This window comes from Candidatus Poribacteria bacterium (assembly GCA_026706025.1).
GTDB lineage: Bacteria > Poribacteria > WGA-4E > WGA-4E > WGA-3G > WGA-3G.
Window position 1 is genome coordinate 1 of the sequence record JAPOZO010000031.1, and the last position, 23,756, is coordinate 23,756.

The window sequence follows — 23,756 nt, forward strand, 5'->3', positions numbered from 1 at the left end:
GCCCGGCGATGTCTCCATCTTTGAAGTTATCAAAATTCTCACTGTACCACACGTCGCAAAACGCATTGAACCCCAAAAACAAGAGGACACAACTGAATGCCAAACTTCGCTTTAACATCTTCATAATAAGCCTCCTAAAAGTTTTGCTACTATAAAGTTTTGCTACTACACGGTGTCACACCATCAATTGTGGCTTCTATGCCGAAGAAATGCGTCTATTATATCAGAACTTCTGACCAAAGTCAAACGCCTTTTGAAAAAACACTTTAGTCCGACACACGAGGCCGAGACTGTCTCCGAAACCGGCTCCCCACGTCCGAGGTATCGGATACCTCCGAGACACGGACTCAGGATTAGATCTTAGTCTCGGAAACTGTGATAAAGCGAAAAAATTCGTATTATTCCGCGACTTCAACGGTGTCGTGGACATCATCTTCGTCTTCAGGAATCGCGCCAGCACCGGCATCTGGTGCCATACTCATTGCTGCCCGGATTTTCGCCTCAATTTCCGCGGCGATGTCAGGGTTGTCCTCCAAATACTTCTTGGCATTAGATCTACCTTGCCCAATGCGTTCACCGTTATAGGCGAACCAAGACCCGCTCTTCTGGATAAACTCATTATCAACGGCGATATCCAAGAGATTCCCCTCCTTGGAAATCCCCTTCCCGAAGGTAACGTCGTATTCCGTTTCCTTGAAAGGCGGTGCTACTTTATTTTTTGCCACTTTGACGCGCACACTGCTTCCAAGAATCTCATTCCCCTCTTTGATCTGCGTGCCACGGCGGAGTTCTAACCGGACAGAGGCGTGGAACTTGAGTGCGAGTCCACCCGGTGTAGTGTCCGGGTTACCGAACATGATTCCAATTTTCTGTCGGATCTGGTTCGTAAAGATAACACACGTCTGAGACTTATTGGTAACACCGGATAACTTTCGCAGCGCCTTGGACATCAAGCGCGGCAACAACCCGACGTGCGAGTCGCTCATTTCACCCTCAATTTCGGCTTGTGGTGTCAACGCCGCGACGGAATCAACAACGACAAGATCAATAGCACCGCTCCGGATGAGTGTCTCAACAATCTCCAATGCTTGTTCGCCTGCATCGGGTTGCGCAATCAATAGGTTCTCCATGTTGACACCGATACTTCTTGCGTAGGTGGTATCCAGTGCGTGTTCAACATCAATAAACACAGCAGTGCCTCCCATTTTTTGGACTTCGGAGACGATATGCAATGCGAGGGTTGTCTTTCCTGTGCCTTCATGCCCGAAAATCTCAATGATTCTGCCACGGGGTACACCACCGATACCCAGGGCAAGGTCAAGCGAGAGGGCACCGGTCGGGATCGCTTCGACAGGGACAACATCACTGTCTGTGAAACGCATGATCGCACCTTTACCGAATTCACGTTCCACCTGTGAGATCGCCTGGTCGATAGCTTTCTGTTTTTGTTCATCTAACATGTTCTAAAGTTTCTCCTTTATGGCACCTACCACCAAAGGCAGTGCCGCAGGTTGTGTTGTACTACGCCGAAAAATGACAGACGTTTAGAGGCGTATAGATCGCTCCATTAGGGTGAAGTTGACTTTGCATGACAGTGATTTCATTGACGTTCACCGTTGCACCATCAATTGTATCATATTTACGTAGAATACTTTTTAGCGGTTGCAGATTCACCGGACTTCTGAGCCGCCCGAGTGTAAGATGCGGATGAAAGCGGTTGTCCGTTGGAAAACCGAGATGTTTCAGGTCAAGGTTCACGGCTTTCGCAAGGTTTGAGACAGTCGCTGCGCCGTGTTTAATACCCACCCAGATAACGCGCGGACGCGCAAGCGTCGGAAACGCCCCAATACCCCCGAATTCAATAGAAAATGGACACTGTGTCGCAGCGACGTTTTCAACGGCTTCACTCACAGCACCTATCGCTTCAGGACGAACATCACCGAGAAACTTTAGGGTGAGATGGAAGTTGCCAGGCTTTGTCCACGAAGCTTTGCGAATCGGCGAAAGCACGCCATCACGATGATCTGCCGAAGCGACCCATCCCGATGATCCGGATCGGGCGACTTCAGAGGGATCGCGTGACTTTCCCAAGGATTGAAGGCGTGTTTGCACAGGCTTTAGCAACGCCTGTACCGGTTTTGGTATTTCAATCGCTACAAAACAGCGGACTCCATCACCTTTAGCTGCGGACATCAGGCACCTGCTTCTGGATCGTAACGGGTTGAAAAAATCAGTGCGGATAACGCTTTGCGGTTATTGACGAGAAACTCCACACCAGACCCAATTGTGAGTGCTAACGGTAGATACATCATAAAATAGATCGGACCGTGGGATTTCAAAATAAATGCAGTGGTCTGCTCATTCTGGACCGCGAGCAAAACTAAACCGATAATCATGACAGTTAGCTGGGAAGTCATTTTATATTTTCCCCACTGACTCGCGGAGACCACCTGCCCGTACTTTGCAGCGAAAACAACTCGCAAAAGTGTAACGAGAACTTCACGCCCCATAATGATAACAACCATCCATATCGGGACGAGTCCACCATCAATGCCCTCAAAAAGGGTTAAACAGATTAAGGCAGCCCCGATCAATAACTTATCTGCGAGCGGATCCATAAACTTCCCGAAACTGGTGACCCCTTGTTTCCGCGCGACTTTTCCATCAATATTGTCTGTTAGCGCAGCGAGGACAAAAATGGCGAGGGCAGGCACCATCATATCTGCCTGAAAACAAAAAATGAAGGGCGGTATCAAGAATAGCCGTAAAATCGTTAGGAGATTTGCCAACCGAAGAAGCGTACCGAAATCCATAATATATATTGCCGACATATCAGAAATTATCTCATAATCGGAAATAGTTTCTAATTTTCGGAAAGATTGATGACCTCGGCATCTTTAGGCACCACAAATTTGAAAAAGTCCGGTGTAAGTTTTTTATCTCGTTTAATCTCCGAAAACTTAACAATTGCGCTTTGGCGGGATCCGTCTTCAAGTTCAATTTCGTGCCCAACTTGAACGGGGAGCCATCCATCGGATTTGACCCAGATTTGAAACTTCTCCTTGACGTTCGGATTCGCGAATTCCTTTTTAGGGGTTAACTCAATGTTGTGTATACCTTTCGGATTCGCGAATTCGTCAGGAACAAGTACCATATCAAATCTCGCTTCAAAATCGTCAAGCGATGCGCCGATACCCGGAAATAACTGACCTTTTGGGTTGTTCAATTTCATCTTATTCACTTGGTTGAGCGTCGGTGTATACGTCCAACCGTACTTCCCATCAAAAACAGTAATTTGGATGACTTTAGAGGCATCTTTTCGACCCACATACTCTCTACGGAGCAAATTCGGTTTCCTAAAAACAATTCGCCCGCGCGCAACGCTTTTTTTCTTCGCAAACAGCGTTGTCTCCTCAAAATTCGCGCTAAAATTATCAGATTTGTCATACGCCTGTTTGAAATTTTGAAAAATTTCATCAACATTTTGCGGATACGCATTACTAACAAACAGCAAAGAAAGGAACAACGCCACGAATAGAAAATTTAGGAATCTGGTAGATTTCCCCGAGGCATTACTCCAATAGGTTCGTTGGATCATTGCCGTCTCCTGTTTCTCCAAATCGTGTTTTGGAAACTGATTTTCACCTAATATTATACCTATTTTATTTTTGGATGTCAACGCATTTTTTTGGCGATTAACTCGCCAATCGTGTCCAGTTTGTCAGAATGACCTCGGCATCGTTGGGTTCGTCCAAAGCATGCGCGACGAGCCGTTCCAAAACTTCGGCGACTGGTGGCTCCCGGAATATCGCCTGAAACCAGTTCGCAAAGGTTTTGATGGCATCCGGGGACTCGGCAGATACCCAGAAAACAACCCGACAGAAATCGAGACCTTCGTCTACTGATTTTTCAGAAATCCAGACATCTTCTGGGAAACCGTGAAAAATTGGCAAGAGATCCGCTATGAGAACCGGGAGGTCTTCATTGAGATAAGAAATCTCTGGAAGGATGTCAAAATGGATGGCGTATTTATGGGAATGTGGTGAACGTTGCAGTTCTTCGTTTCGGTTTTGCATGGGCATCTCGTAGACTTTAAATGGACAAAGTGGCTTTTGATGTGGTATATTATAACACGTAATGTATGCATAGGACGGCCGCATGTCGCACTATGATAGCATAAATAGCAGTTGGCTGTTAGGATGTTTTTGCCTAACAAAGTGTTTCTCTACCCGTAGCTCGTAATGTAATGGAGAGCGGATTTATGGAACGCACTTTATCGTTAAAACGTATGTTCTGCCTCCGCAAGGTAAATTAAAAATATGGTAAATTAAAAATATGGTAGATGCTGAACGAATAACATATCTTAAAAACGAACTGGAAAAACGGATACTAATTCTTGACGGTGCGATGGGATCACTGTTGCAGACCTATCGGCTGACAGAAGCAGATTTTCGCGGCAATCAGTTTGCAGATCACTCCTGCGAACTTAAAGGTTATAACGACCTACTCTCTATAACACAACCCCACATTGTCCGAGAAATACACGCAAGCTATTGCAGTGCAGGTGCGGACATCATCGAAACAAACACCTTTACCAGCACATCCGTCTCAATGGCGGATTATCAACTCCAAGATATTGCGTATCAGGTAAACTATGCAGCTGCACAAATCGCTCGTGAAGTCGCAGATAAATGGACATCACCAAATAAACCGCGTTTCGTTGCCGGAAGCATGGGACCTACGAATCGCAGCTGCACCATTTCGCCGAACGTCAACGATCCTGGCTATCGGAATATCACGTTCTCACAACTCGTTTCTGCCTATACAACGCAAGCAGAGGGCTTAATTGACGGTGGTGCTGATTTCCTCCTCGTCGAAACCGTCATGGACACACTCAATTGCAAAGCCGCCCTCTTTGCGATACAGACCCTCTCAGAGACGCGAGGCATCGATATCCCGCTTATCGTCTCCTCTGACAGAAGTGGCGGTGGTGGACGTAATCTTTCAGGGCAAACGGTTGAAGCGTTTTGGAACTCCGTTCGGCATGCCAACCTGCTCGCTGTCGGATTGAACTGCGGGTTTGGTGCGCAACAAATCCGTCCGTACCTCGCAGAGATGGCAAAAATGGCGGACATACCCGTTATCTGCTACCCGAACGCTGGACTCCCCAACGAACTCGGTCAGTATACACAGACACCAGCGAAAATGGGGGATTGGATGCATGAATTCGCGCAAAACGGCTTCGTCAATATCATCGGTGGATGTTGCGGCAGCCAACCTGAACATATCGAAACGATTGCCAAAGTCGCCGCTGAATACCCGCCGCGTCAACCGACACCACAAGAACGCGCCTGCCGTCTCAGCGGTTTAGAAGCGTTTAACATCACACCGGATTCTCTCTTTGTTAACGTTGGTGAACGGACAAACGTAACAGGTTCACGCCGATTCGCGACACTCATTAAAAATGAGGACTACGAAACCGCGTTAGAGGTTGCTCGCGACCAAGTAGAAAACGGGGCACAACTCATCGATATTAACATGGATGCAGGCATGTTAGATGCCAAAACCGCAATCGTCAAGTTCTTGAACCTGATTGCCGCTGAACCGGACATTAGCCGTGTACCTATCATGCTGGATTCGAGCCGGTGGGAGGTGATAGAAGCGGGATTGGCGTGCGTTCAGGGGAAAGGGGTCGTCAACTCGATTAGCTTAAAAGAAGGGGAGGAAGATTTCTTAGCCAAAGCGCGACTGATCCGTCGATACGGTGCCGCCGTTATTGTCATGGCGTTTGACGAAGCCGGGCAAGCCGATACCTATGACCGGAAGGTGGAGATCTGCCGTAGGGCGTACCGACTCCTGACAGAAGCAGTCGGGTTCCCACCAGAGGACATCATCTTTGATCCGAACATCTTCGCCGTTGCAACCGGCATTGAGGAACACAACACATACGCGAAGGCGTTTATTGAGGCGTGTGAGGCGATTAAAGCCACCTGTCCGGATGCCTTGGTGAGCGGCGGCGTTAGCAATATCTCCTTTGCCTTCCGTGGTAACGATACGGTACGAGAGGCGATGCACGCAGCGTTCCTCTACCACGCCATCAATGCCGGTATGGACATGGGAATTGTCAATGCCGGGCAGCTCGCCGTCTATGACGACCTACCGAAACCGCTTCTCGAAGCAGTGGAGGATGTCCTATTCGACCGACGAGAAGATGCCACGGATAGGCTTGTCAACCTCGCTGGCACGCTGCAAAGGAAAGGGAAAAAGAAGCGTGTGAGCCGAAAATGGCGGAAACTTCCGGTCAAAGAACGACTCAGTCATGCACTCGTTGAAGGCATTATCGAATACATTGAAGCAGACACGGAAGAAGCACGGCTGACATACGAACGGCCGATACAGGTGATCGAAGGCCCGTTGATGGACGGCATGAACCGCGTCGGTGAACTCTTCGGCGATGGTAAAATGTTCCTGCCGCAAGTGGTTAAAAGCGCGCGTGTGATGAAAAAGGCGGTCGCGCATCTCATCCCCTTTATTGAAAAAGAACAAGCGGAAGGGGCTATCCAATCGAGGGGCAAAATTGTGATGGCGACGGTGAAAGGCGATGTACACGACATCGGTAAGAATATTGTCGGTGTTGTGCTTGGCTGCAACAACTACGAAGTTATTGATCTCGGTGTGATGGTGCCTGCGGAAGAGATTCTGGAGACGGCACGGAAAGAAAATGCCGATATTATCGGATTGAGTGGACTCATCACACCGTCATTAGATGAGATGGTGTATGTCGCTGAAGAGATGGCGCGCGAAGGTTTCCGCATCCCACTTCTCATCGGCGGCGCGACAACTTCCAAGATACATACCGCTGTGCAAATCGAACCTACTTACAACGGCGCAACGATTCACGTCAAAGATGCCTCCCGAAGCGTTGGCGTTGTCAGCGATTTGATGAGCAGTGAAAGACACGAGGGGTTCACCAAACAAATCCGTGAAGAATATACAGAAATCCGAGAACACCGTGCAAAAAACCGCAAACAAGCGAACCTGCTACCGTTCGATGTCGCGCAACAACGGAAATTCACACCCGACTGGCAGAATTACCGTCCTTCTACACCTTCTACGATAGGCGTTACGGTTTTTGATGACTACGATCTGGCAAAACTTGTTGACTACATCGACTGGAGTCCATTCTTTATGACTTGGGGACTCCGTGGCAAATACCCGAATATTTTGGAGAATTCGGACGTCGGTAAGGAAGCAGTCAAACTCCTAAAAGATGCCGAAACACTTCTGCGTATCATTGTCGAAGAGAAAAGGTTTCAGGCGCGGGCTGTCGTCGGACTTTTCCCTGCCAGCGGTGTCGGTGAAGCGACCGAAATCTACGCGGATGAAGCGCGGACGGACGCGATCGGTACACTGTACCACCTACGTCAACAGACGGAACAGCCATTCACGAGGCCGAATCTCAGCCTCGGTGATTTCATCGCGCCGAAAGTGACAACAGTGTCAGACTATATCGGCGCGTTTGCGGTGACAACGGGTATCGGTGTCTCTGAATTCTGTGCCGAATTTGAGCAGCAGCAGGACGATTATAATAGCATTATGGCGAAGGCATTGGCAGACCGACTCGCAGAGGCTTTCGCGGAGCGGATGCATCAGTACGTCCGCACAAAACTTTGGGGGTATGCCGCTGACGAGACGTTGGATAACGATGCCTTGATTGGCGAAAAATACCGAGGGATCCGTCCAGCACCGGGCTACCCTGCCTGTCCCGACCATAACCAGAAACGGGTGTTGTTTGACTTATTGAAGGTTACAGAAAACACGGGTATCTCCCTCACCGAGAGTCTGGCGATGTTCCCGGCGGCATCCGTGAGTGGATGGTATTATTCGCATCCAGAGGCGCGGTATTTCAGCATCGGCAGAATCGGGGAGGATCAGGTTGCGGATTACGCGGAACGCACCGGCATGGACATCGAAACGGCGAAACGCTGGCTAAAACCGTTGCTGACCTAAGTTTCCCTACAATGAAAAAGAAACAGGACGGTGAAATTCAGTTTACCGTCCTGTTTGTTGTGCGTCTCTGCGTTAAAGCTGCGATTTCAGATTGGTGCGATCGCAGATTCGATATTTACGCCTCAGGTTTATACAAACCGAGACAGTTCCCGCTTGGGTCAAGGAACATAGCAAAAGATCCGTTGCCTCCCGGAATAACGGTAGGAGGTACACAGGTTTTGCCACCGAGACTTTCAGCCTTGTCAAGTGATGCCTGAAGGTCTTCAACCTCAACATAAATCGAGACATAGTTGGAGACAGGCATGTCGTCGGTTGTCGGAAGTATGTGTCCACATACCTTGTTTTCCGCTGCCGGTTCCAATCCGTAAACACCACCTGGAATTTGGCCGGCTGCATCCCAATCAAACAACGAACTATAAAATTCGCTCAATGATTCCGCATCCTTTCCGGCTATTTCAAAATGTACGACGGGATTTCCCATTGGAATTAATTCCTTTCTTTACATAAAATTATTTTATATTAAGTAATTATACATTAATATTTATAAAAAAGCAAATTTATTTTTTCATTTAGAACGGAACCGTTTTAGATCAAGTTTATCAGTCTGCTGCCGCGTTAATTTTCCGATTTCTGATTCGGGTGGCCGCTGTGTGGTTCGTGAGGAATGCTTTGTCTTGGGGCATATAGGCCGATGCAATTACCGCTCGGGTCGAGAAACAGTGCGAAGGACCCCATGCCACTTGGAATCGCCCGGGGCGGTACAAGTGTCTGTCCACCGAGCCCCTCTGCTTTCTCAAGCGATGCCTGAAGGTCATCAACCTCAACATAAATTGTAACGCCGTTAGTAGAGCACATATCATCGGTGGTTGTAAAGATGTGTCCATCTACGCCGTTCTCCGACTCTGGGTCCACACTATAGATGCCGTGCGTGTTGTAGTTAATATTCCAACCAAAGGCGGAACGATAAAATTCGCTCAATGCTTCGCCATCCTTGCCTGATATCTCAAAATGTACAACTGGATTTCCCATTAAATTTATTTCCTTTCTAAAATGGAACATAATTGGCACCCACAAGGAATGCCTCTACAAGATGTCTACCCCTAACAGTATAACATGCATCTGGCGAGGTATCAAACTTCGTCAGTGTATGGGTTTTACAATCTTCGCTGCAACAGACCGATCTTGTTGCCACTCGGATCACGGAACATCGCGAAGTGGCTTGCATTGCCCGGAATTTCTTGTGGTGGTATAAGGATCTGACCGCCGAGATTTTCCACCCGTGATAGACATACCTGTATATCATCAACCTCCACATAGATGATGACGTTGTTTGCAGAATCCGTTTCTTCGGTTGCTTGAAATAGATGCCCTTGTATCCCTTTGTCTGATCCCGGATCCGCAATATGCAATTCATCGCTTAACGGAATTATGTCCCACGCAAACACAGCCCCGTAGAATTCGATTAACTTTTCGACATCCTTTCCGCCAATTTCAAAATGCACGACTGGATTTCCCATTCAGATACTCCTTAGTATGCGTATTATGAACTTTGATATTAATTATACACCAAACCATCACCCAAAATGCGAATTAATCTTTTCATGCTCCCGTAGTTTTCTATTCCTTGAATTTCAGTTGATATTCAAGCAAATTTTTGTTATAATTGAACTTCAAGATTTAGGAGTTAAACAATGAAGTGCGATATTTGTGGAGAAGAGGGTGCGCTAACGTTATGTTTCGCGAAGTTATGGCAAAGGTGAGTCACTTCTCGTCATCGAAAATGTGCCTACGATCCATTGTCCGAATTGTGGTGAGGGATACTTGACGGCGCAGACCCTAAAAGAAATTGAACGTATTAAGCAGAATCAGCAAACTGTCGCGCCAAAACGCCCAGTGTCAGTCGCCGTTTTCGACTAATTTGGTAAACGAAAAACATGCAAACATCTCATAAATATTTAGATCCGGTTGCACTTTCTCGGATTGGCGGTATGGAACTCGTCGCACGGCTCGTCGTCGAAGGGTTCGTCACGGGTCTGCACAAAAGTCCGTATCAAGGGTTCAGTGTCGAATTCGCGGAACACCGGCAATATATGCCCGGCGATGAAATCCGCTATATCGATTGGAAGGTCTTCGGGAAATCTGACCGGTATTACGTCAAAAAGTTTGAAGAAGAGACGAACCTACGTGCCTATATTCTACTCGACACCAGCGCGTCAATGAACTATAAACACGCAGAGGAAGGATTGACGAAGTTTGAATACGGCTGTTACCTCGCGGCGACGCTCACTTATCTCATGCTGAAACAGAGGGATTCTGTTGGATTGGCACTCTTTGATACGGACATTACACAATACATTCCACCACGGGGTGCAGCAACACACCTTCAAGCGATTATGTCCGCATTGGAGAACGCGACTCCCGGTCAGGAAACCAAGTTGAGCAGTCTTTTCCACGAACTCGCCAAACGGATTGTGCGCCGCGGTTTGGTCATCGTTATCTCGGATCTGCTCGATGAACCCTCGCAAGTTATCTCGGCATTGAAACATCTCCGCCACCAGAAACATGAAGTGATCGTCTTTCACCTGCTTGATCCTGCCGAACTTACCTTCCCTTATACCGGCTCTGTCGTTTTTCGGGATATGGAAACGGGGGAGACACTTTCAACCCAAGCAGATACACTGAAAACGGACTACCTTGAAAAACTGAACGGGTTTATTCAGAGTTACCGTCGTGGGTGCGGGGCAAGCCAGATCGATTACGTGCAGATGGATACCGCGACACCCTTCGACTACGCGCTGTCTGCGTACTTATCTCGCCGAAAGTAGACATTCGTACGCTGCCGTTTCCGATGCTACATCGGCAATAACATCCCTACCCAGATGCAGACACGCGTTTGATAACAACAAGCGTCAAATCATCGTACTGTTCTGCTTCTTCAACAAACCTCTGAACATCTTCAACGATATGTTGAATCACTTCCTCAGCGGTACATTCGTTTCGGATTTGGGAAACCAATGCTTTTAAGCGATCAGTCCCGTACATTTCTTCGTCAGGGTTGAGGGCTTCAATCAGACCATCGGAATGGAAGATAAGCACATCGCCTTCAGCGAAATCAAAAGTGATAGATTCATATTGAACACTCTTCATACTACCGAGCGGTAGTTCACTACTTTCGATTTCAATGATTTCAGAACCTCTTTTGAGAATAGGGTAAGGTTGCCCACCATTGGCGTAGTCAACACGTTTCTCGGATTCATTCAAGATTGCTAAGTTGAGAGCGACAAAGCTGGGTCCGTACATTCGGGGTGCTAATCCTGCATTGAGGGTAGTGAGAATGACATCTGCCCTGGATTTGAACCTGGCAACTTCATGCAGCATCCCGTTCGTGAGCACGGCATTCATTGCACCGCGTAATCCTTTTCCTGCGGCATCTGCGACTGCAATAGCAGTTTGTCCGTTTGCGACGGTCAGGTACTCGTAAAAATCGCCGCCCACCTGCGTTGCAGGGACCGACACGCCAGCAATATCAAATCCTTTTGTGTCTGGTGATTCTGTAGGGAGTAGCCCCATTTGAATGTTTTGTGCCTCGTCCAACTCAGCACGGATCCGCTGTATTTCTGCTTCCTCCTTTTGCGACATTTCGTTGCGAAGCTGCACAGTGCGCCTTCGGGTGATGAACAACCTACCGATAAGCGCGAGGACAATCGTCATGAACATGAATGTCGGGAGATATGTTCGCCACTGAGCCCAGAAGGGTGGCGGGATACTAAAGTCGACCACGGCGGGGGACTGTGTATAGGGCCAATCTTTTCGGAAAGCCTTGACGATGAAACTGTAGGTGCCCGCTTTGAGTCCGGTATATCGTATACATAGAATACCATTTTGGTTTTGAAATTCCTGATGCACACCATCATTGTCCGTAGGTTGTTGCGTTGCTAATCCGGATGCAGGAAACCATCTATTAGATAGAACGCCGGAAACACTCGCAGGCAAAAGTGAAAACTCCTCCGCTGACAGCTCTGTCCAGCCAGGACTCTCTAACCCGACTATTTTAAATTGATAGGAGAGGTCTTCCCGGAGCGAACTGATACCACGGACATAAAAGGTGATATGCTTGTTTCGGCGTGCCGGTAGGGTAATATTGGATGAGAGGTCAGTGTAGGTCTTATCAGTCTGTAGGGCAGTCAGTCGATAAAAAGGGAGTCCACCGCGCGTCGGTGTATATTGTGTAACGCCACCTTCAGTTGCGAACCAAATATCTTTGTCAGCAGATTCATAAATTTTCGAGATGTTGTTATGTGCCAAACCGTCCTTTGTAGTGAGCGTATCAAAAGTCTCACCATCATAGCGGACGATGCCGCCGCCCTTTGTTGCGAACCATAGACTCCCGTGACTATCCTCTATCACATCCTGTACATTATCGACAAGAAATCTCTCTTTCCTGGGATTCTGGGATGTACTTTTAGTTGTATACGTTATGAGTCTTTTCCCGTCATAGCGAACCGCTCCATGAGATGTAGCGAGCCAGAGATCGCCTTCCTGAGAGATCAAGGACGCGTTTACTGAAGCCAGCTCAATATCATTCGTTGTGATTAACTCTTTGTCAAGATATGTCTTAAGAGCATCTGGAAAGAGGAAAGTGACTTTTCCATACAGTTCTTTCGGGTTCTGCCACACACCGAGCGGGGCAGCATTAGAATTTCGCTTGAGCACTGCTGGTTTATGCGGCTCGGAGATATTCCAACGTATCAACTTCCCAGTCACGGCGTTGTAAAACCATTTATCACCTGATGGCATTTTCAACATTTTTGTGACTTTAATCAGGCGCGGAAGGGTGTCCGGCTGAATATTTATAGCAGTTGCGGGGCCAATTGTTTTTGGATAGGACTGCACTTTTCCGTTCTCATAAAGCACCCATAATTTGTCGTTAGCATCTGTATGCAAGGCATTTATAGGGGATTCAGCATGCTCGATTTCTAAATCTGTTTGGAAAGGAATTCTCTGGAAGTGGTTTGTAAACCATGATAACCCAGTCGCGTCTGCTTTGAAGATATGCCCGCCAAAAGCCATCCATCGGTGTTCTCCATCAGTAACAAATAGATTAGGATTCCTATCAGAGCGTCTCCTGATGTGCCCTGGCCTGGGTTTAATAAAGACCGAAACCTGATCAAAGAGTTCGTTTCTGTACCGGAAGAACGTGTATTGCGTAACATCTTCGCTGAATATCGGTTTGTTAACAAACCAGATATATCCGTCAATTTCAAATACTTTTACAATGTCTGTCCATAATGCAAAATTCGATTTCCCTCGAACGCTACTACCGGTGCCGGTCCCATGATTCTGAATTGCGGGTATCGGGTTAAATACTGTCGCGCCATTATCATGTCCAAACCATAAATCCCCGTTAATCGCCTCAAAAATGGTGTGAACTCGGTCAATACCGAGCCCCCCACTGACACGATAAGGCGTTAACTTAAGCGTCGCGTCGTATTGGTGTACCTCACCCCGCGCATCAGTAAACCACAAATTTCCCCAGGCGTCCTCAATTTTAAAGACCTCTTGCATATTGCTGGAGGTTTGCAGTTGTGAACCATCCCACCACCTTGTGAGACGACCATCACTAAACCAGAGCCGTCCTTTCGTGTCCGTCTCGAATGCGGCTTGCTTGAGAGATCTATACCGCTCAAGATTGCTTTGTCCTGAACGTAAAGGGAGCATCTGGTCGAAGGTTTCTCCATCAAACTTCAGGAGCAGGTTATAACCTCCGAACCAAAGATTCCCGGAAGTATCTTCCGTTATCGCCTCAATAGCACCAGCGACATTAACGGTATCGTAACGCGTAAACCCGATATTCGGTTGGATGCGCGATGTTTCGGTTTCTGCTTTCTTATTTCCGCTTGCCCGATGCGCCTCACGAAAACTAAGGATTACCGCGCTTTTTTCCCGTGTGCCTTCACTACCGCCAAGCCAGAAGGTTCCATCTTCGCTTTGAAAGATAACCTTTATTGTCAATGTTTCTTCCGTCGATTGGTCTGGCACCTTACCTTCAATTGCGTTGCGATGTTCCTCCGGACGTTTTTGGACACCTGAGGTGACGTACTTCGTTAGCCACCGATTTTCGCTAACCCACACGTCGCCCCAGTTGTCAACAATTAATAAGTTTCCTGTTCCTATCAGTTTGATGGAAATGCCATCAAAACGACTGACGCGCCCCGTTTCTTCTGAATCATCTCGCGTAAGAAACCAGATGTGTCCCCACTTATCTTCAACAATTTGCCGCGTCCGTCCGAGCAATGCCCCGGCGTGAACGCCAGATGCTGGTACCTCCTCCAAAGTGATCGGGGAAGCCATGTAAGGCAGAAAAGTTGTACCATCAAAACGACTGACCCCGCCCCTACCAGAACCGAACCAAAGCACCCCTCGACTGTCCTCAAAAATAACTGGAATTATAGGACCCACAAGACCATCAGCAACTGTATAGGTTTCCAACCGCTCGAAAGCTAAGGAAGATTGAACAAAAATGATGAAGAAACATAAAATTAAGATGAATACAAATTTTATCAAGCTATTCACTGCAAACCCCCTTTAAGGGTTCAAAAAAACCACTTAGAATGCCATTGTGAAAAAGACTGAATCCGAGAAATAGCCTTTGAATTAGTGCATTATAGTAAAGCCCATAATTATTTGGACGGGCTGTTGCTCGTAGGCGTGTTTTTGCTGAGGTGTTTCTTCGAGGGCAACCGGTTTCCCCTACGAGCGGGCAACGTTATCGTGGAGTGTCAACTTATCTGCGTGCTTTACTATAAAATAAATAAGAAAAATCAGGCATAATTTCTTAGGACTTACGAACTGCTTCTTAAAGTCCTCCTGATAAAGGGCGGGGAATGCCCATACGGGGAATGCCATAAGGCATTCATACCGTTGATTCTGAGTCTTTAGGGGGTTAAAAACATGGGAAATATCGCTTTTTTGCGTCCAAACGTCCGATATTTGCTCAGCTTGCGTAAGTCCTATTTTATTATCTTGAAAAAATAACAGACTTGAGAAATCAAGTCAAGAAAAATCAAACCCGTTGACCTCTTAAACGAATTATGATACATTATGATACAATGGAAACATCAACAGTATAGGCAAACGGACGAAGGATAATCAAGCGTGCGAAAGGAGATAACCATGAAAACATATCGGATCGGAATTTTGGGATGTAGAGGACGCGGTAGCGCAGCGGCACGGGCATATCATGCCCATCCACGCACAGAAATTGTCGCGCTCTGTGATCTAATTGAAGAACGCCTGAATACCCTGGGCGAAGAAGTCAGCGTCACAGCACGGTTCACGGATTTAGACGAGATGATCCAACAGACGCAACCCGACATCGTCGCGATCCCGACCGGCACGGAGTTCCATTACGATCTGTGTATGCGTGTGTTGGAACACGGGGTCAATATTGAGGTCGAAAAACCGATGTGCGTAGATCTCGTGCAAGCGGATGCTGTTATCGCTAAAGCGAAAGAGAAAGGCGTGCAGGTTGCAGTGCATCATCAGGGACGCGTTGGTGCGTCTATGCAGGCACTCGCGCGCGCTTTTGACGCAGGTAAAATCGGTGAACTGCGCTATATGTACGGCAGCGGGAAAGGCTATTACGGCGGCTACGGATTGATGAACATCGGCACACACATGCTGAACAATATGCTGCACTTCGGGAAACGCTGCGAAAGCGTTGTCGCACACCTAACGACGGGGGCAAAACAGATCACGCCTACAGATGTTGTACCCTCACCGAGCGGTATGGGAACGATCGCGGGCGAATACATCACCGCGACATTACAATATGAAGGTCACGTTACCGGCACGCTGCTCCAACACCGGTTTCATAAGATGGATACCGATGCGTATTCTATGGAACTCTACGGCACTGAGGGACGGCTTTTCTGGAAGAGCGGCGGCGCATGGTGTCTGCCGACACCGCACTATCTCCCCGACGGCACACACGACCAGTGGGAAACGCTGGAACTTATCTACCCTGAACACTATGACCCCAAAAGTAGTGCCTCGGAAGCCGATTACTGGTTCGTGGAGGATTATGTCAACGCTTTAGATGAAGGCAGACCGCATACGTGCAGCGGTACTGAGGGACGACACATCATTGAGATGATGATGGGGATATTTGAGTCGGCGGCTTACGGCACCCGTGTTGATCTTCCGCAATCCGATCGGCGGCACCCATTGCTACGATGGCGTGAAGAATCGGGATTGGAATCGCCAACAGAGATGCCAAGAGCCTATGGAGATTGGCTGACTTTAGAATCCAACCGAATTCGTTAAAAGTAGTAGGCACACGCCGTGTGCCGTCCCCCAAACGCCCTACTACAAGCAGAACCGTTCGTAGTAGGGCGATTCATCGCCCGTCGTCTAATCCAAATGATTTAACTTATTTCCCTATCTACGTTCAACGGCACCGAACCCAAATCAAGAAAAACACTTACATTATTTCCGCGATAATTGCATTCGTCCGCAACCCCGACTCACCTGAGCACCGGATCGGTTCACCCGTCTTGAGATGATTCACAAAATCTTCTACGAGACCCGTATGCGTATGCGGCAACGGAGTCTGATGCAGTTCAACCAATCCTTCTGACTTCGTTTCAAGCGTCAGATTCCCCGAATTCAAAGGCGAACACCGCATACCCCCTTCTGTGCCGTAGACCTCCACATCGTCAATCGAGACACCGACATTCCAATTGATATTCGCAACGGCATGCGCGCCACTCTCGAAACGGAGCGTAAACACAGCAGAATCGTCAACGTCAATGTCCAGATGGACTGCCTCGGCGTAACCTTGCACAGATGCGATGTCCCCCATTAGATACTGCAGGAGCGAGATCCTGTGGCTACCGAGATCCATCAGTACACCGCCACCACTGATTTCGGGATCCACCCGCCAACTGCTTAGGTCGTGTCGATTCGGGTTATAGAAACCGGTATGATTCACCTTCGCAAGCACCACATCACCGATAGTCCCCTCATCTATCAACGTCTTCATCTTTACGATGTTCGGATAGAAGTTCCGGTAATAAGCGAGCATCAAGGTGACACCGGCATCGTGGCAGGCATCCACCATTCGCTGGCACTCGTCTACCGTCATCGCCATCGGTTTCTCACAGAGAACGTGCTTACCAGCTTCTGCCGTGCGGATAACGTGCTCACAGTGCAGATACGGCGGCGTCGCGATGTAGATCGCATTGAGTTCATCATCTGCGAGGAGTGCGTCAACATCGGTATAGACGCGTTTCGCGCCGTGTCGCTCAGCGAAAGATTCCGCTTTGGCACGGTCTCGTCGCATCACAGCAATGAGTTCCGAATCATCAACACCATAAAGCGGCGGTCCGCCCTTATATTCAGCGACATCGCCACAACCGAGTATGCCCCATCTGAGCGTTGCCATGAAATCTGTTCCTCATGGTTAGTGAAAGGTAGTAACTGAAAGCGACCTATAAACACCCGCTACGATACTTCAAAAGCAGTGACGGTTAGCGCGAGTCGTTGCCATTCGTCGTTACGATTAAGCCTAAAGTTTGCCAGAACGCCTCAAGGCTCGGTGTCTGTAGTGCCTCACGGCGCAACTGTCTGAGACGTTGCACGTCGTCTACGTGTTCAAGTGTTGATGCCACCACTTGCAAGTTACGTGCATTGAAACGGACTTCCAAATTTTCAAGGATCCCCTCAACAATACTTTCGCGTGTTCCGCGTTCAATGCCTTGTTCAATGCCTTGTTCAATGCCTTGTTCAATGCCTTGTTCAATGCCTTTCTGTAGGAAATGTTGGATAACTGATGATTCTTGCATGATCGTCTCCATTATGGTCTCACGAACAGTTGGATAATCAAATACTAACCCGCCCAAAATCGCTAAATCTGCCAAATAATCCGCCTTTGCTATATCATCTTGTGGTACAGAGTCGGCGGCTTCAACGCATTGCCGGATCCATTCTTTAGGTTCCATATTTTCAGGGGCTTCATTAACGGCGTAAAAGGTATCAAACCCTTCATCCCTCCTTCCAGAAACGGTGAACCTTCTAAATCATACAAGCGGATCACCTTGTATTTGATGCGAATCTCATAATCTTGCATCTCTTGAATATATTCACCCGGGTCTGTTCTACCCGCCCGTGGGTGCAGATAGATAACGTGTGAATAAATTGGCAGCTGAAAAGACTCAATACCCCTGCCAGCATAACCTGCCATACGATACGGCATCGGTACCTCTCTGCTGTCGTGCGTTTGCATTTCCAAATGCACAATAACTTCTTTGCCGTGGACATTCGCGCGTATAAAACTATCCGCACGATTGGATTTGACAGTAGGCTGCTCGGTTTCAAGCACCTCAATCACCTCTGCTTCCGGGATGCCGAGGCTAAATCTCAACCAGTCTTCAGGATTTTGGTGAATCAGTGCTTTTGAAGCAGTATCATATTGTCCGCGCGCGTTGGAAGCCGGAAGTTCCTGTTTTCTTGCCATATCGGATACACTTATTGCGGATGCAAGGTCTGTGCTGTTCTCTCCATTCTCGTTGATATGTCGCTGTTGCAGTTTACCATACATCAACCATGAGTGTCAAATAATTTTCGGTTCCTGCAGAGTTATTTATGTTCGGCAATTGGGACGTGCAGATGTCAAGTGGCCCGTGGGAATGTGACGTTTTTTCGCTATTTTTCCGTGTGAGTTATTGACTTGATTCAATTTTAACCTTTAGTTATGAATACACTTTAGTTATGTAACATTTTAGTTAAAAAATGTTACACCAGTGTAACATTTGGTGTACAGGGTATATCACCAGAGAACCCAGTGGATATAAGGGTTTATAGACGTTTTATTTTCCGATTTTCCGCGGTGAAAAAAATAATTCGGTGGAAGTGTAACATCTTGGATCCTGTAAAGGACATCAGGGTAAAACATGAATCCTATTTCCTGTATAGTATAATTATATCATGTATTTGTGCAGGTGTCAAGTTTTTTAGTTTCTTGAATACGGGCGGGAAATCTGTTAGGATATTGGAGAAAAAACAATCAGGAGGATGGACAATGGCAAACAACGCAACACTTGAGAGAATCTACCCATTTTTTATCGTCGATAACCTTGCGGCGTCGATTGACTTCTACAATCAAAAACTCGGTTTCGAGACAGATCTACTTGTCCCAGAAGATGACCCGTTTTTTGGGATTGTGTCTCGTGATAACGTGCGGATACTCCTCAAACATATCACTGAATTTATTCATCCCGTACCGAACCATACCCGACACGAGTGGGCAAGATGGGACGCTTTTATTTTTACTCCCGATCCGGATACGCTGTTTGCCGAGTATCAGTCGCGTGGATTGGAATTCCACGAACCGCTTGCAGACACCGACGACGGTCTACGAGCGTTTGAACTCAAGGATCATGATGGATATGTTTTGTGTTTTGGGAAACCGCTTTGAACAGACAGATTGAGATTTGATAAACTATTGTTGGATGTTTTCAATCACTCTCAAAAGATTTCGGGCGAGCCGATAATTAGCCTCAATTTCTATAGCCCGCTCAACAGAACTCTCCGCTTCTTTACGGGCACCACTTCTGAGATGAGCAAAACCCAAGTTGTAGTACGCTTCTTTAAATTCAGGATCAATGGCTACAGCCTCACTAAACGAACTTATAGCCTCGGAAAACTCTTTTGTTTGCAAGTAGGTACACCCAAGATTGTAATGTACTATTGCAGGCTTTGCGTCCGTTTTTATCGCCGTTCTGAAATGTGCAATTGCTTTGTTATAATCTTTACGGTTAAAGGCTATAACCCCTTGATTATTATGAGACCCTGCTCCAGAAATAACATTCTGAATTTCCTTAAGGGGTTCTGGGCCAACTACCGTATTAGTATCTTCCTGACTGGTTTTGTTCAATTGATTTCGTAAAGTGGTATTCTCGTTGCGCAAACTTTTGTTCTGAGCAGTGAGCACCTCTTTTTCATCCCGCAATTTCTGATTTTGACGTTGTATCTCTATTTTTTCCTCTTTTAACAACTGGCTGGCAGCATTTTGATCTTTAGTCCCGGATTCACCTCCATCTATTTGACCCTGCAACGGTCGGTTTTTGCTGAGCATAGTCGCATTGTCGTTTCGTAACTGCCGGATTTCAGCATCTTTTTTAACGAGTTGACCCTGCAAATTTCGATTTTCACCTTTCAGTGTATCCAGCTGTCTCTGCAAACTTACTACACTCTTAGATGTTGTTCCTCTCGAAGAAATTCCATCACTGTCTCGGTTTTCCGATCCATTAATTTTTTGACTGAGCGTTTCATTTTCATCTGCTAAGGTTTGAACCGAAGTATTTAGGCTTTGAATTTCCTGATTTTTTCGACGAATTTCAGATATCTTTTTATCAAGCTGACCTGTCAACACAGCGTTTTGGTGCACTGCATCCTCTGTTGCATTCCTTTGCATTAGAAATAGAACACCCATGAAAAAAAATAAAACAAAACCGACAATACCTAAAGGAATAACAATAGGCTGCCAACGGTGGAGTTTTGATTTTAGGTTCTCTAAGTGCTGCATCTCAATCTCCTATTCTGATTTTCAGTTTCTTTCGTCTTTGTTGTGCCATTATGTCTCTCTCGCATTTGTTTCAGAGTATATAAAGCCGCTGTTTCATACTGCTTTTGTTGTAGGCGTGATCACCCGCGGTGCTGTAGTCCGTTCAGCCGTTACAATAAGTATACCGTAAAACGCTAAATTTTTCAACTGTTTCTTCAAGGATCAACAAGGCTGTTTAGTTTTCCGGTTTGGAAACTCATTTTCAATACCAATTTCTGCTACTGAACCGAATTTATTCATCCAGTCCCGAACCATACTCGGCATGAGTGGCAAAATGGAACACTTTCATTCTAACTTCCGATCCGGATGCGCTGTTTGCTGAGTTTCAGCCACGTGGATTGGAATTCCACGACCCCTCTCGGACACCGACGACAGTCTCCGTGCCTTTGAATTCAAGGACCATGATGGATATGTTTTGTGTTTCGGGAAACCGCTTTGAAAAGATATGGAATGAAAATAGATATTTGGTCTTTTATTCTTTAATCGTGTTCGGGGCAAAATTTGCATAGCATCTGAATAATTCGGTTTAATTAAAGGTTGGCTACCCGCGGTCGGAAAACCTCATCTAACCTTTCAAGATTCAAACGAAGCCATTCAAATTGATCGCGCCAGTCTTCCTCATTCATCCAATCTACGTTGTTGTAAAAGCCCAGCCTATAAGGTACATTGCGAGAGGATTTCCACCATTTAAATTCTCCATCAAATCCAGATTGGTGATTGTCCAGATGGGCTTTCAGCGTAGAAAAGTGCTCTTTGGCTACACCGGACAGATGGAGATTAGCAGCAATCTGTCTCTGTCTTGGATCTAGCCATGCTGCTATCCAAATTTGGTCTGTAGAAACACCAATGTCAAAACCCAAATAGAACGGGTTACCAGATTGAAAAATATTAGCCGCAATCGGACTGTTCACCTCTTCAGTCAAATATTCACGAAATTTGGACCGGAACCGCACGCGCCAATCACCCTCTATTACTGGAGGGACCCAATTTTTGGGTTTGGCAATAATAGTGAATTTTGGTGCTGGACGCGAATCATCAATCTGAATTAACTCAAGTTTCACGGCAAAAAATTGAAATCGTTCATCCATATTTTCATTCAGCCAGTCAAAGGTGTTGCGATGTTCATTCGTGAATTCTGCTGCAATCCAGATGACCGTAACCGCACCCAATTCAGCCGCATAAGCCAATACTTTACCAAGGTGATCATGGTCAGTTTCTCCTAACTGATTTTCAATAACTACATGTGAATTATCAGCTGTGTTACAGCATACAATATCCGCATAAAATTGCCCTACCTCCATTTCTTTCTCTAAAGGGTCAAATTTCATATTCAAAACATCAGCTAGTCGGGTTAGGTTTTCCTCCTTAAACAGCCACGGTGTGAAGTCTTCATCCTCGCGGGGCCAGATGTGGCGTAAGTCAATAGATTTAAGGTTACCAAGCTCAGGCATAATTCGGTATTTCCTCTATTTTTCTTTATTAAGTTCTTGAAGCAGTTGTTCTACATCGGCTTTGAGATCCTCTTTACCTTGCTGTTCCGAGAGTTCCAAAGCGATCTGAGAATCCGATTTTGCTTCCTCACATCTACCAAGAGCATACTTCGCATTTCCTCGATTGTAGTAAGCATCAACATAATCTGGATCTATGCGAATAACTTCATCAAAGTCGGTGATAGCAGCTTCGTGTTGTTTAAGAATGCCCTTCGCAGCCCCGCGGTTATAGTAAGCATCAATGTAGTTTGGGTTTAAATGGATAGCGTTATTAAAGTCCGTAATAGCAGCATCATATTGACTGAATATCATCTTGGCAATTCCGCGACTGTAGCGGATCTCGGCAAATTTTGGGCTTAGGTGGATGGCTTTATCGTAATCGGCAAAGGTTTCGTTATACTGACCAAGCCTTGCATTCACATTTCCTCTATTCGCGTAGGCTTTAGCTAAAGTTGGATTAAGATCAATTGCTTTATCATAGTCTTCAATGGCGGCCTCAAGTTGACCTAAATCAGCCTTGGCAGCTCCCGATTGACATACACCTCTGCATCATTCTTTTTACCGCTAATCGCCTTATCATAGTCCTTAATGGCAGCCTCAAGTTGACCTATCCTACTTTTTGCATTGCCCCGATTGTAGTAGGCATCAGTGTTGTCAGGGTCTAGTTCAATTGCTTTATCATGATCAGCAACGGCTTCCTTATGTTTACCAATCTCGCTTTTCACAATACCTCGATTAGAATAGGCCCCTGCATAATCCGGTTTAAGAGCAATCGCTTTATCATGGTCTGCGATGGCTTTCTTATACTGACCCAATTCTAGCATCACAGTTCCCCGGTTCGTGTAAGGCTCGGCTAAATTCGGATTTAGGTGAATCGTTTTATCAAAGTCTGCAACAGCTTCCTTATATAGACCTAAGGCTTTTTTAGAGGCACCACGATTATTATAAGCCTCGGCATAATCTGATTTCAGGCGGAGTGCCAAATCGTAGGCACAAATAGTCTCTTCTACCTTGCCTGCTTCTGAAAGGATGAAGCCAACCGAGAAGAAAACTGTAGCAGCAAGATCTGTTTCAGTTTGCTCTAACGTAGAAGCACTACAGTTAGGACCTTCACTAGCCAATTCAACCTTTATTTTCTTTGCCAATTCAGGATAGAGATCTGCTAACTTTGGAAAGTGGGCATCCTCATACGCTTTAATAAGCATACCGACCAATGCCATTGTTTCCGACAAGGGGTGATCCTCGTCTTCACCAATACCATAGATTAAATCCTCCAGCACTGCTAAAAGTTGTTGGTACTCGGTTTCTGTTACCGTGAGGAGGCTAAGGTCTTCATTCCGATTCACAATACCTACTAATAGATTTAGCAAACCGATAAGCCACTGTGTGGTACTATCTGGGCAGGGCGCAACATCAACAGATTCCTGAGTGGAGGGTTGTGTGGATTTAAGTGACACCTGTTTTTCTAAGTCCTGTGTTGTGTTTAAGAATTCCTTAGTTCATATTGAATGTTTCGATAGAAGTATGCTTGCCGACAACGCTAAACCTCTACCTTCTATCCTGTTAAGTACCATGCAAATTATACATCGATTTACAAAAAATTTCAAGGAAAAGAGATCACAAGAACAGAG

21 protein-coding genes are annotated in these 23,756 nt (G+C 46.5%); 5 read left to right on the forward strand and 16 right to left on the reverse strand.

The features are described from left to right. Positions 1-398 precede the first annotated feature (398 nt). The 5 genes from recA to OXH00_06810 all read right to left on the reverse strand — a co-directional run bounded on the left by recA (position 399) and on the right by OXH00_06810 (position 4,076). Positions 399-1,460 (reverse strand): recombinase RecA, encoded by a 1,062-nt coding sequence (gene recA, locus OXH00_06790; GenBank protein MCY3740706.1) that lies wholly within the window; start codon positions 1,458-1,460, stop codon positions 399-401. A 61-nt stretch (positions 1,461-1,521) separates the two neighbouring features. Beyond that, on the reverse strand, positions 1,522-2,193 hold the full coding sequence (gene thpR / locus OXH00_06795) for an RNA 2',3'-cyclic phosphodiesterase (GenBank protein ID MCY3740707.1): 672 nt from the start codon (positions 2,191-2,193) through the stop codon (positions 1,522-1,524). After that, positions 2,193-2,831 (reverse strand): CDP-diacylglycerol--glycerol-3-phosphate 3-phosphatidyltransferase, encoded by a 639-nt coding sequence (gene pgsA, locus OXH00_06800; GenBank protein ID MCY3740708.1) that lies wholly within the window; start codon positions 2,829-2,831, stop codon positions 2,193-2,195. Before pgsA ends, thpR begins: the two co-directional genes overlap by 1 nt. Positions 2,832-2,863: 32 nt before the next feature. Further along, entirely contained in the window at positions 2,864-3,598 is a 735-nt protein-coding gene (locus OXH00_06805; GenBank protein MCY3740709.1) for an outer membrane lipoprotein carrier protein LolA, read from the reverse strand. 97 nt (positions 3,599-3,695) lie between these two features. After that, positions 3,696-4,076, reverse strand: coding sequence for a hypothetical protein (locus tag OXH00_06810; protein MCY3740710.1), 381 nt, complete (start codon positions 4,074-4,076; stop codon positions 3,696-3,698). A gap of 259 nt (positions 4,077-4,335) precedes the next feature. Here OXH00_06810 and metH point away from each other — a divergent pair, with 259 nt between their 5' ends. Further along, a complete protein-coding gene (gene metH, locus OXH00_06815) occupies positions 4,336-8,010 on the forward strand; it encodes a methionine synthase (GenBank protein MCY3740711.1) in 3,675 nt (1,224 codons plus the stop codon). A 115-nt stretch (positions 8,011-8,125) separates the two neighbouring features. On the opposite strand, the gene OXH00_06820 is transcribed toward metH, so the two are convergent. The 3 genes from OXH00_06820 to OXH00_06830 all read right to left on the reverse strand — a co-directional run bounded on the left by OXH00_06820 (position 8,126) and on the right by OXH00_06830 (position 9,527). Next, positions 8,126-8,491: a VOC family protein gene (locus tag OXH00_06820; protein ID MCY3740712.1), complete on the reverse strand. Its 366-nt coding sequence runs from the start codon at positions 8,489-8,491 to the stop codon at positions 8,126-8,128. A gap of 134 nt (positions 8,492-8,625) precedes the next feature. Then, on the reverse strand, positions 8,626-9,039 hold the full coding sequence (locus tag OXH00_06825; protein ID MCY3740713.1) for a VOC family protein: 414 nt from the start codon (positions 9,037-9,039) through the stop codon (positions 8,626-8,628). A 125-nt stretch (positions 9,040-9,164) separates the two neighbouring features. Beyond that, positions 9,165-9,527 (reverse strand): VOC family protein, encoded by a 363-nt coding sequence (locus OXH00_06830; protein MCY3740714.1) that lies wholly within the window; start codon positions 9,525-9,527, stop codon positions 9,165-9,167. A 256-nt stretch (positions 9,528-9,783) separates the two neighbouring features. Between OXH00_06830 and OXH00_06835 the strand changes: the two genes are divergently transcribed. Beyond that, entirely contained in the window at positions 9,784-9,927 is a 144-nt protein-coding gene (locus OXH00_06835; protein ID MCY3740715.1) for a YgiT-type zinc finger protein, read from the forward strand. Between the two features lie 17 nt (positions 9,928-9,944). Then, positions 9,945-10,835 (forward strand): DUF58 domain-containing protein, encoded by an 891-nt coding sequence (locus OXH00_06840; GenBank protein MCY3740716.1) that lies wholly within the window; start codon positions 9,945-9,947, stop codon positions 10,833-10,835. Positions 10,836-10,881: 46 nt separating this feature from the next. Here OXH00_06840 and OXH00_06845 read toward each other — a convergent pair whose 3' ends face one another. Next, positions 10,882-14,583 (reverse strand): SpoIIE family protein phosphatase, encoded by a 3,702-nt coding sequence (locus tag OXH00_06845; protein MCY3740717.1) that lies wholly within the window; start codon positions 14,581-14,583, stop codon positions 10,882-10,884. Between the two features lie 600 nt (positions 14,584-15,183). Between OXH00_06845 and OXH00_06850 the strand changes: the two genes are divergently transcribed. Further along, the gene (locus OXH00_06850; GenBank protein MCY3740718.1) at positions 15,184-16,335 is read left to right on the forward strand and encodes a Gfo/Idh/MocA family oxidoreductase; all 1,152 of its coding nucleotides are present in this window, start codon (positions 15,184-15,186) and stop codon (positions 16,333-16,335) included. A 157-nt stretch (positions 16,336-16,492) separates the two neighbouring features. Here the strand turns inward: OXH00_06850 and OXH00_06855 are convergent, their stop codons facing one another. From OXH00_06855 to OXH00_06865, 3 genes are all read right to left on the reverse strand, one after another. After that, entirely contained in the window at positions 16,493-17,455 is a 963-nt protein-coding gene (locus OXH00_06855) for a Gfo/Idh/MocA family oxidoreductase (protein MCY3740719.1), read from the reverse strand. 85 nt (positions 17,456-17,540) lie between these two features. After that, positions 17,541-18,011, reverse strand: a complete 471-nt coding sequence (locus tag OXH00_06860; protein ID MCY3740720.1) for a hypothetical protein — start codon at positions 18,009-18,011, stop codon at positions 17,541-17,543. Beyond that, positions 17,945-18,610 carry a hypothetical protein gene (locus OXH00_06865; protein ID MCY3740721.1) on the reverse strand — a complete coding sequence of 222 codons (666 nt, stop codon included), beginning with the start codon at positions 18,608-18,610 and terminating at the stop codon, positions 17,945-17,947. Before OXH00_06865 ends, OXH00_06860 begins: the two co-directional genes overlap by 67 nt. Before the next feature lie 480 nt (positions 18,611-19,090). On the opposite strand from OXH00_06865, the gene OXH00_06870 reads away from it, so the two are divergent. Next, a complete protein-coding gene (locus OXH00_06870) occupies positions 19,091-19,486 on the forward strand; it encodes a VOC family protein (protein MCY3740722.1) in 396 nt (131 codons plus the stop codon). 24 nt (positions 19,487-19,510) lie between these two features. Here the strand turns inward: OXH00_06870 and OXH00_06875 are convergent, their stop codons facing one another. The 4 genes from OXH00_06875 to OXH00_06890 all read right to left on the reverse strand — a co-directional run bounded on the left by OXH00_06875 (position 19,511) and on the right by OXH00_06890 (position 23,582). Then, a complete protein-coding gene (locus OXH00_06875; protein ID MCY3740723.1) occupies positions 19,511-20,596 on the reverse strand; it encodes a tetratricopeptide repeat protein in 1,086 nt (361 codons plus the stop codon). Positions 20,597-21,165: 569 nt separating this feature from the next. After that, complete coding sequence (locus tag OXH00_06880) at positions 21,166-22,086, reverse strand: DUF4268 domain-containing protein (protein MCY3740724.1); 921 nt, start codon at positions 22,084-22,086, stop codon at positions 21,166-21,168. 15 nt (positions 22,087-22,101) lie between these two features. Beyond that, entirely contained in the window at positions 22,102-22,593 is a 492-nt protein-coding gene (locus OXH00_06885; GenBank protein ID MCY3740725.1) for a tetratricopeptide repeat protein, read from the reverse strand. 38 nt (positions 22,594-22,631) lie between these two features. Further along, the gene (locus OXH00_06890; protein MCY3740726.1) at positions 22,632-23,582 is read right to left on the reverse strand and encodes a tetratricopeptide repeat protein; all 951 of its coding nucleotides are present in this window, start codon (positions 23,580-23,582) and stop codon (positions 22,632-22,634) included. Between the last annotated feature and the right edge of the window lie 174 nt (positions 23,583-23,756).

Bases quoted from the DNA above. Each gene is read 5' to 3' on its own strand.
- recA (MCY3740706.1), bottom strand. From the start codon at position 1,460: ATGTTAGATGAACAAAAACAGAAAGCTATCGACCAGGCGATCTCACAG.
- OXH00_06850 (MCY3740718.1), top strand. From the start codon at position 15,184: ATGAAAACATATCGGATCGGAATTTTGGGATGTAGAGGACGCGGTAGC.
- thpR (MCY3740707.1), bottom strand. From the start codon at position 2,193: ATGTCCGCAGCTAAAGGTGATGGAGTCCGCTGTTTTGTAGCGATTGAA.
- OXH00_06825 (MCY3740713.1), bottom strand. From the start codon at position 9,039: ATGGGAAATCCAGTTGTACATTTTGAGATATCAGGCAAGGATGGCGAA.
- pgsA (MCY3740708.1), bottom strand. From the start codon at position 2,831: ATGTCGGCAATATATATTATGGATTTCGGTACGCTTCTTCGGTTGGCA.
- OXH00_06880 (MCY3740724.1), bottom strand. From the start codon at position 22,086: ATGCCTGAGCTTGGTAACCTTAAATCTATTGACTTACGCCACATCTGG.
- OXH00_06870 (MCY3740722.1), top strand. From the start codon at position 19,091: ATGGCAAACAACGCAACACTTGAGAGAATCTACCCATTTTTTATCGTC.
- OXH00_06830 (MCY3740714.1), bottom strand. From the start codon at position 9,527: ATGGGAAATCCAGTCGTGCATTTTGAAATTGGCGGAAAGGATGTCGAA.
- metH (MCY3740711.1), top strand. From the start codon at position 4,336: ATGGTAGATGCTGAACGAATAACATATCTTAAAAACGAACTGGAAAAA.
- OXH00_06820 (MCY3740712.1), bottom strand. From the start codon at position 8,491: ATGGGAAATCCCGTCGTACATTTTGAAATAGCCGGAAAGGATGCGGAA.
- OXH00_06855 (MCY3740719.1), bottom strand. From the start codon at position 17,455: ATGGCAACGCTCAGATGGGGCATACTCGGTTGTGGCGATGTCGCTGAA.
- OXH00_06840 (MCY3740716.1), top strand. From the start codon at position 9,945: ATGCAAACATCTCATAAATATTTAGATCCGGTTGCACTTTCTCGGATT.
- OXH00_06805 (MCY3740709.1), bottom strand. From the start codon at position 3,598: ATGATCCAACGAACCTATTGGAGTAATGCCTCGGGGAAATCTACCAGA.
- OXH00_06810 (MCY3740710.1), bottom strand. From the start codon at position 4,076: ATGCAAAACCGAAACGAAGAACTGCAACGTTCACCACATTCCCATAAA.
- OXH00_06875 (MCY3740723.1), bottom strand. From the start codon at position 20,596: ATGCAGCACTTAGAGAACCTAAAATCAAAACTCCACCGTTGGCAGCCT.
- OXH00_06865 (MCY3740721.1), bottom strand. From the start codon at position 18,610: ATGTATGGTAAACTGCAACAGCGACATATCAACGAGAATGGAGAGAAC.
- OXH00_06860 (MCY3740720.1), bottom strand. From the start codon at position 18,011: ATGGAACCTAAAGAATGGATCCGGCAATGCGTTGAAGCCGCCGACTCT.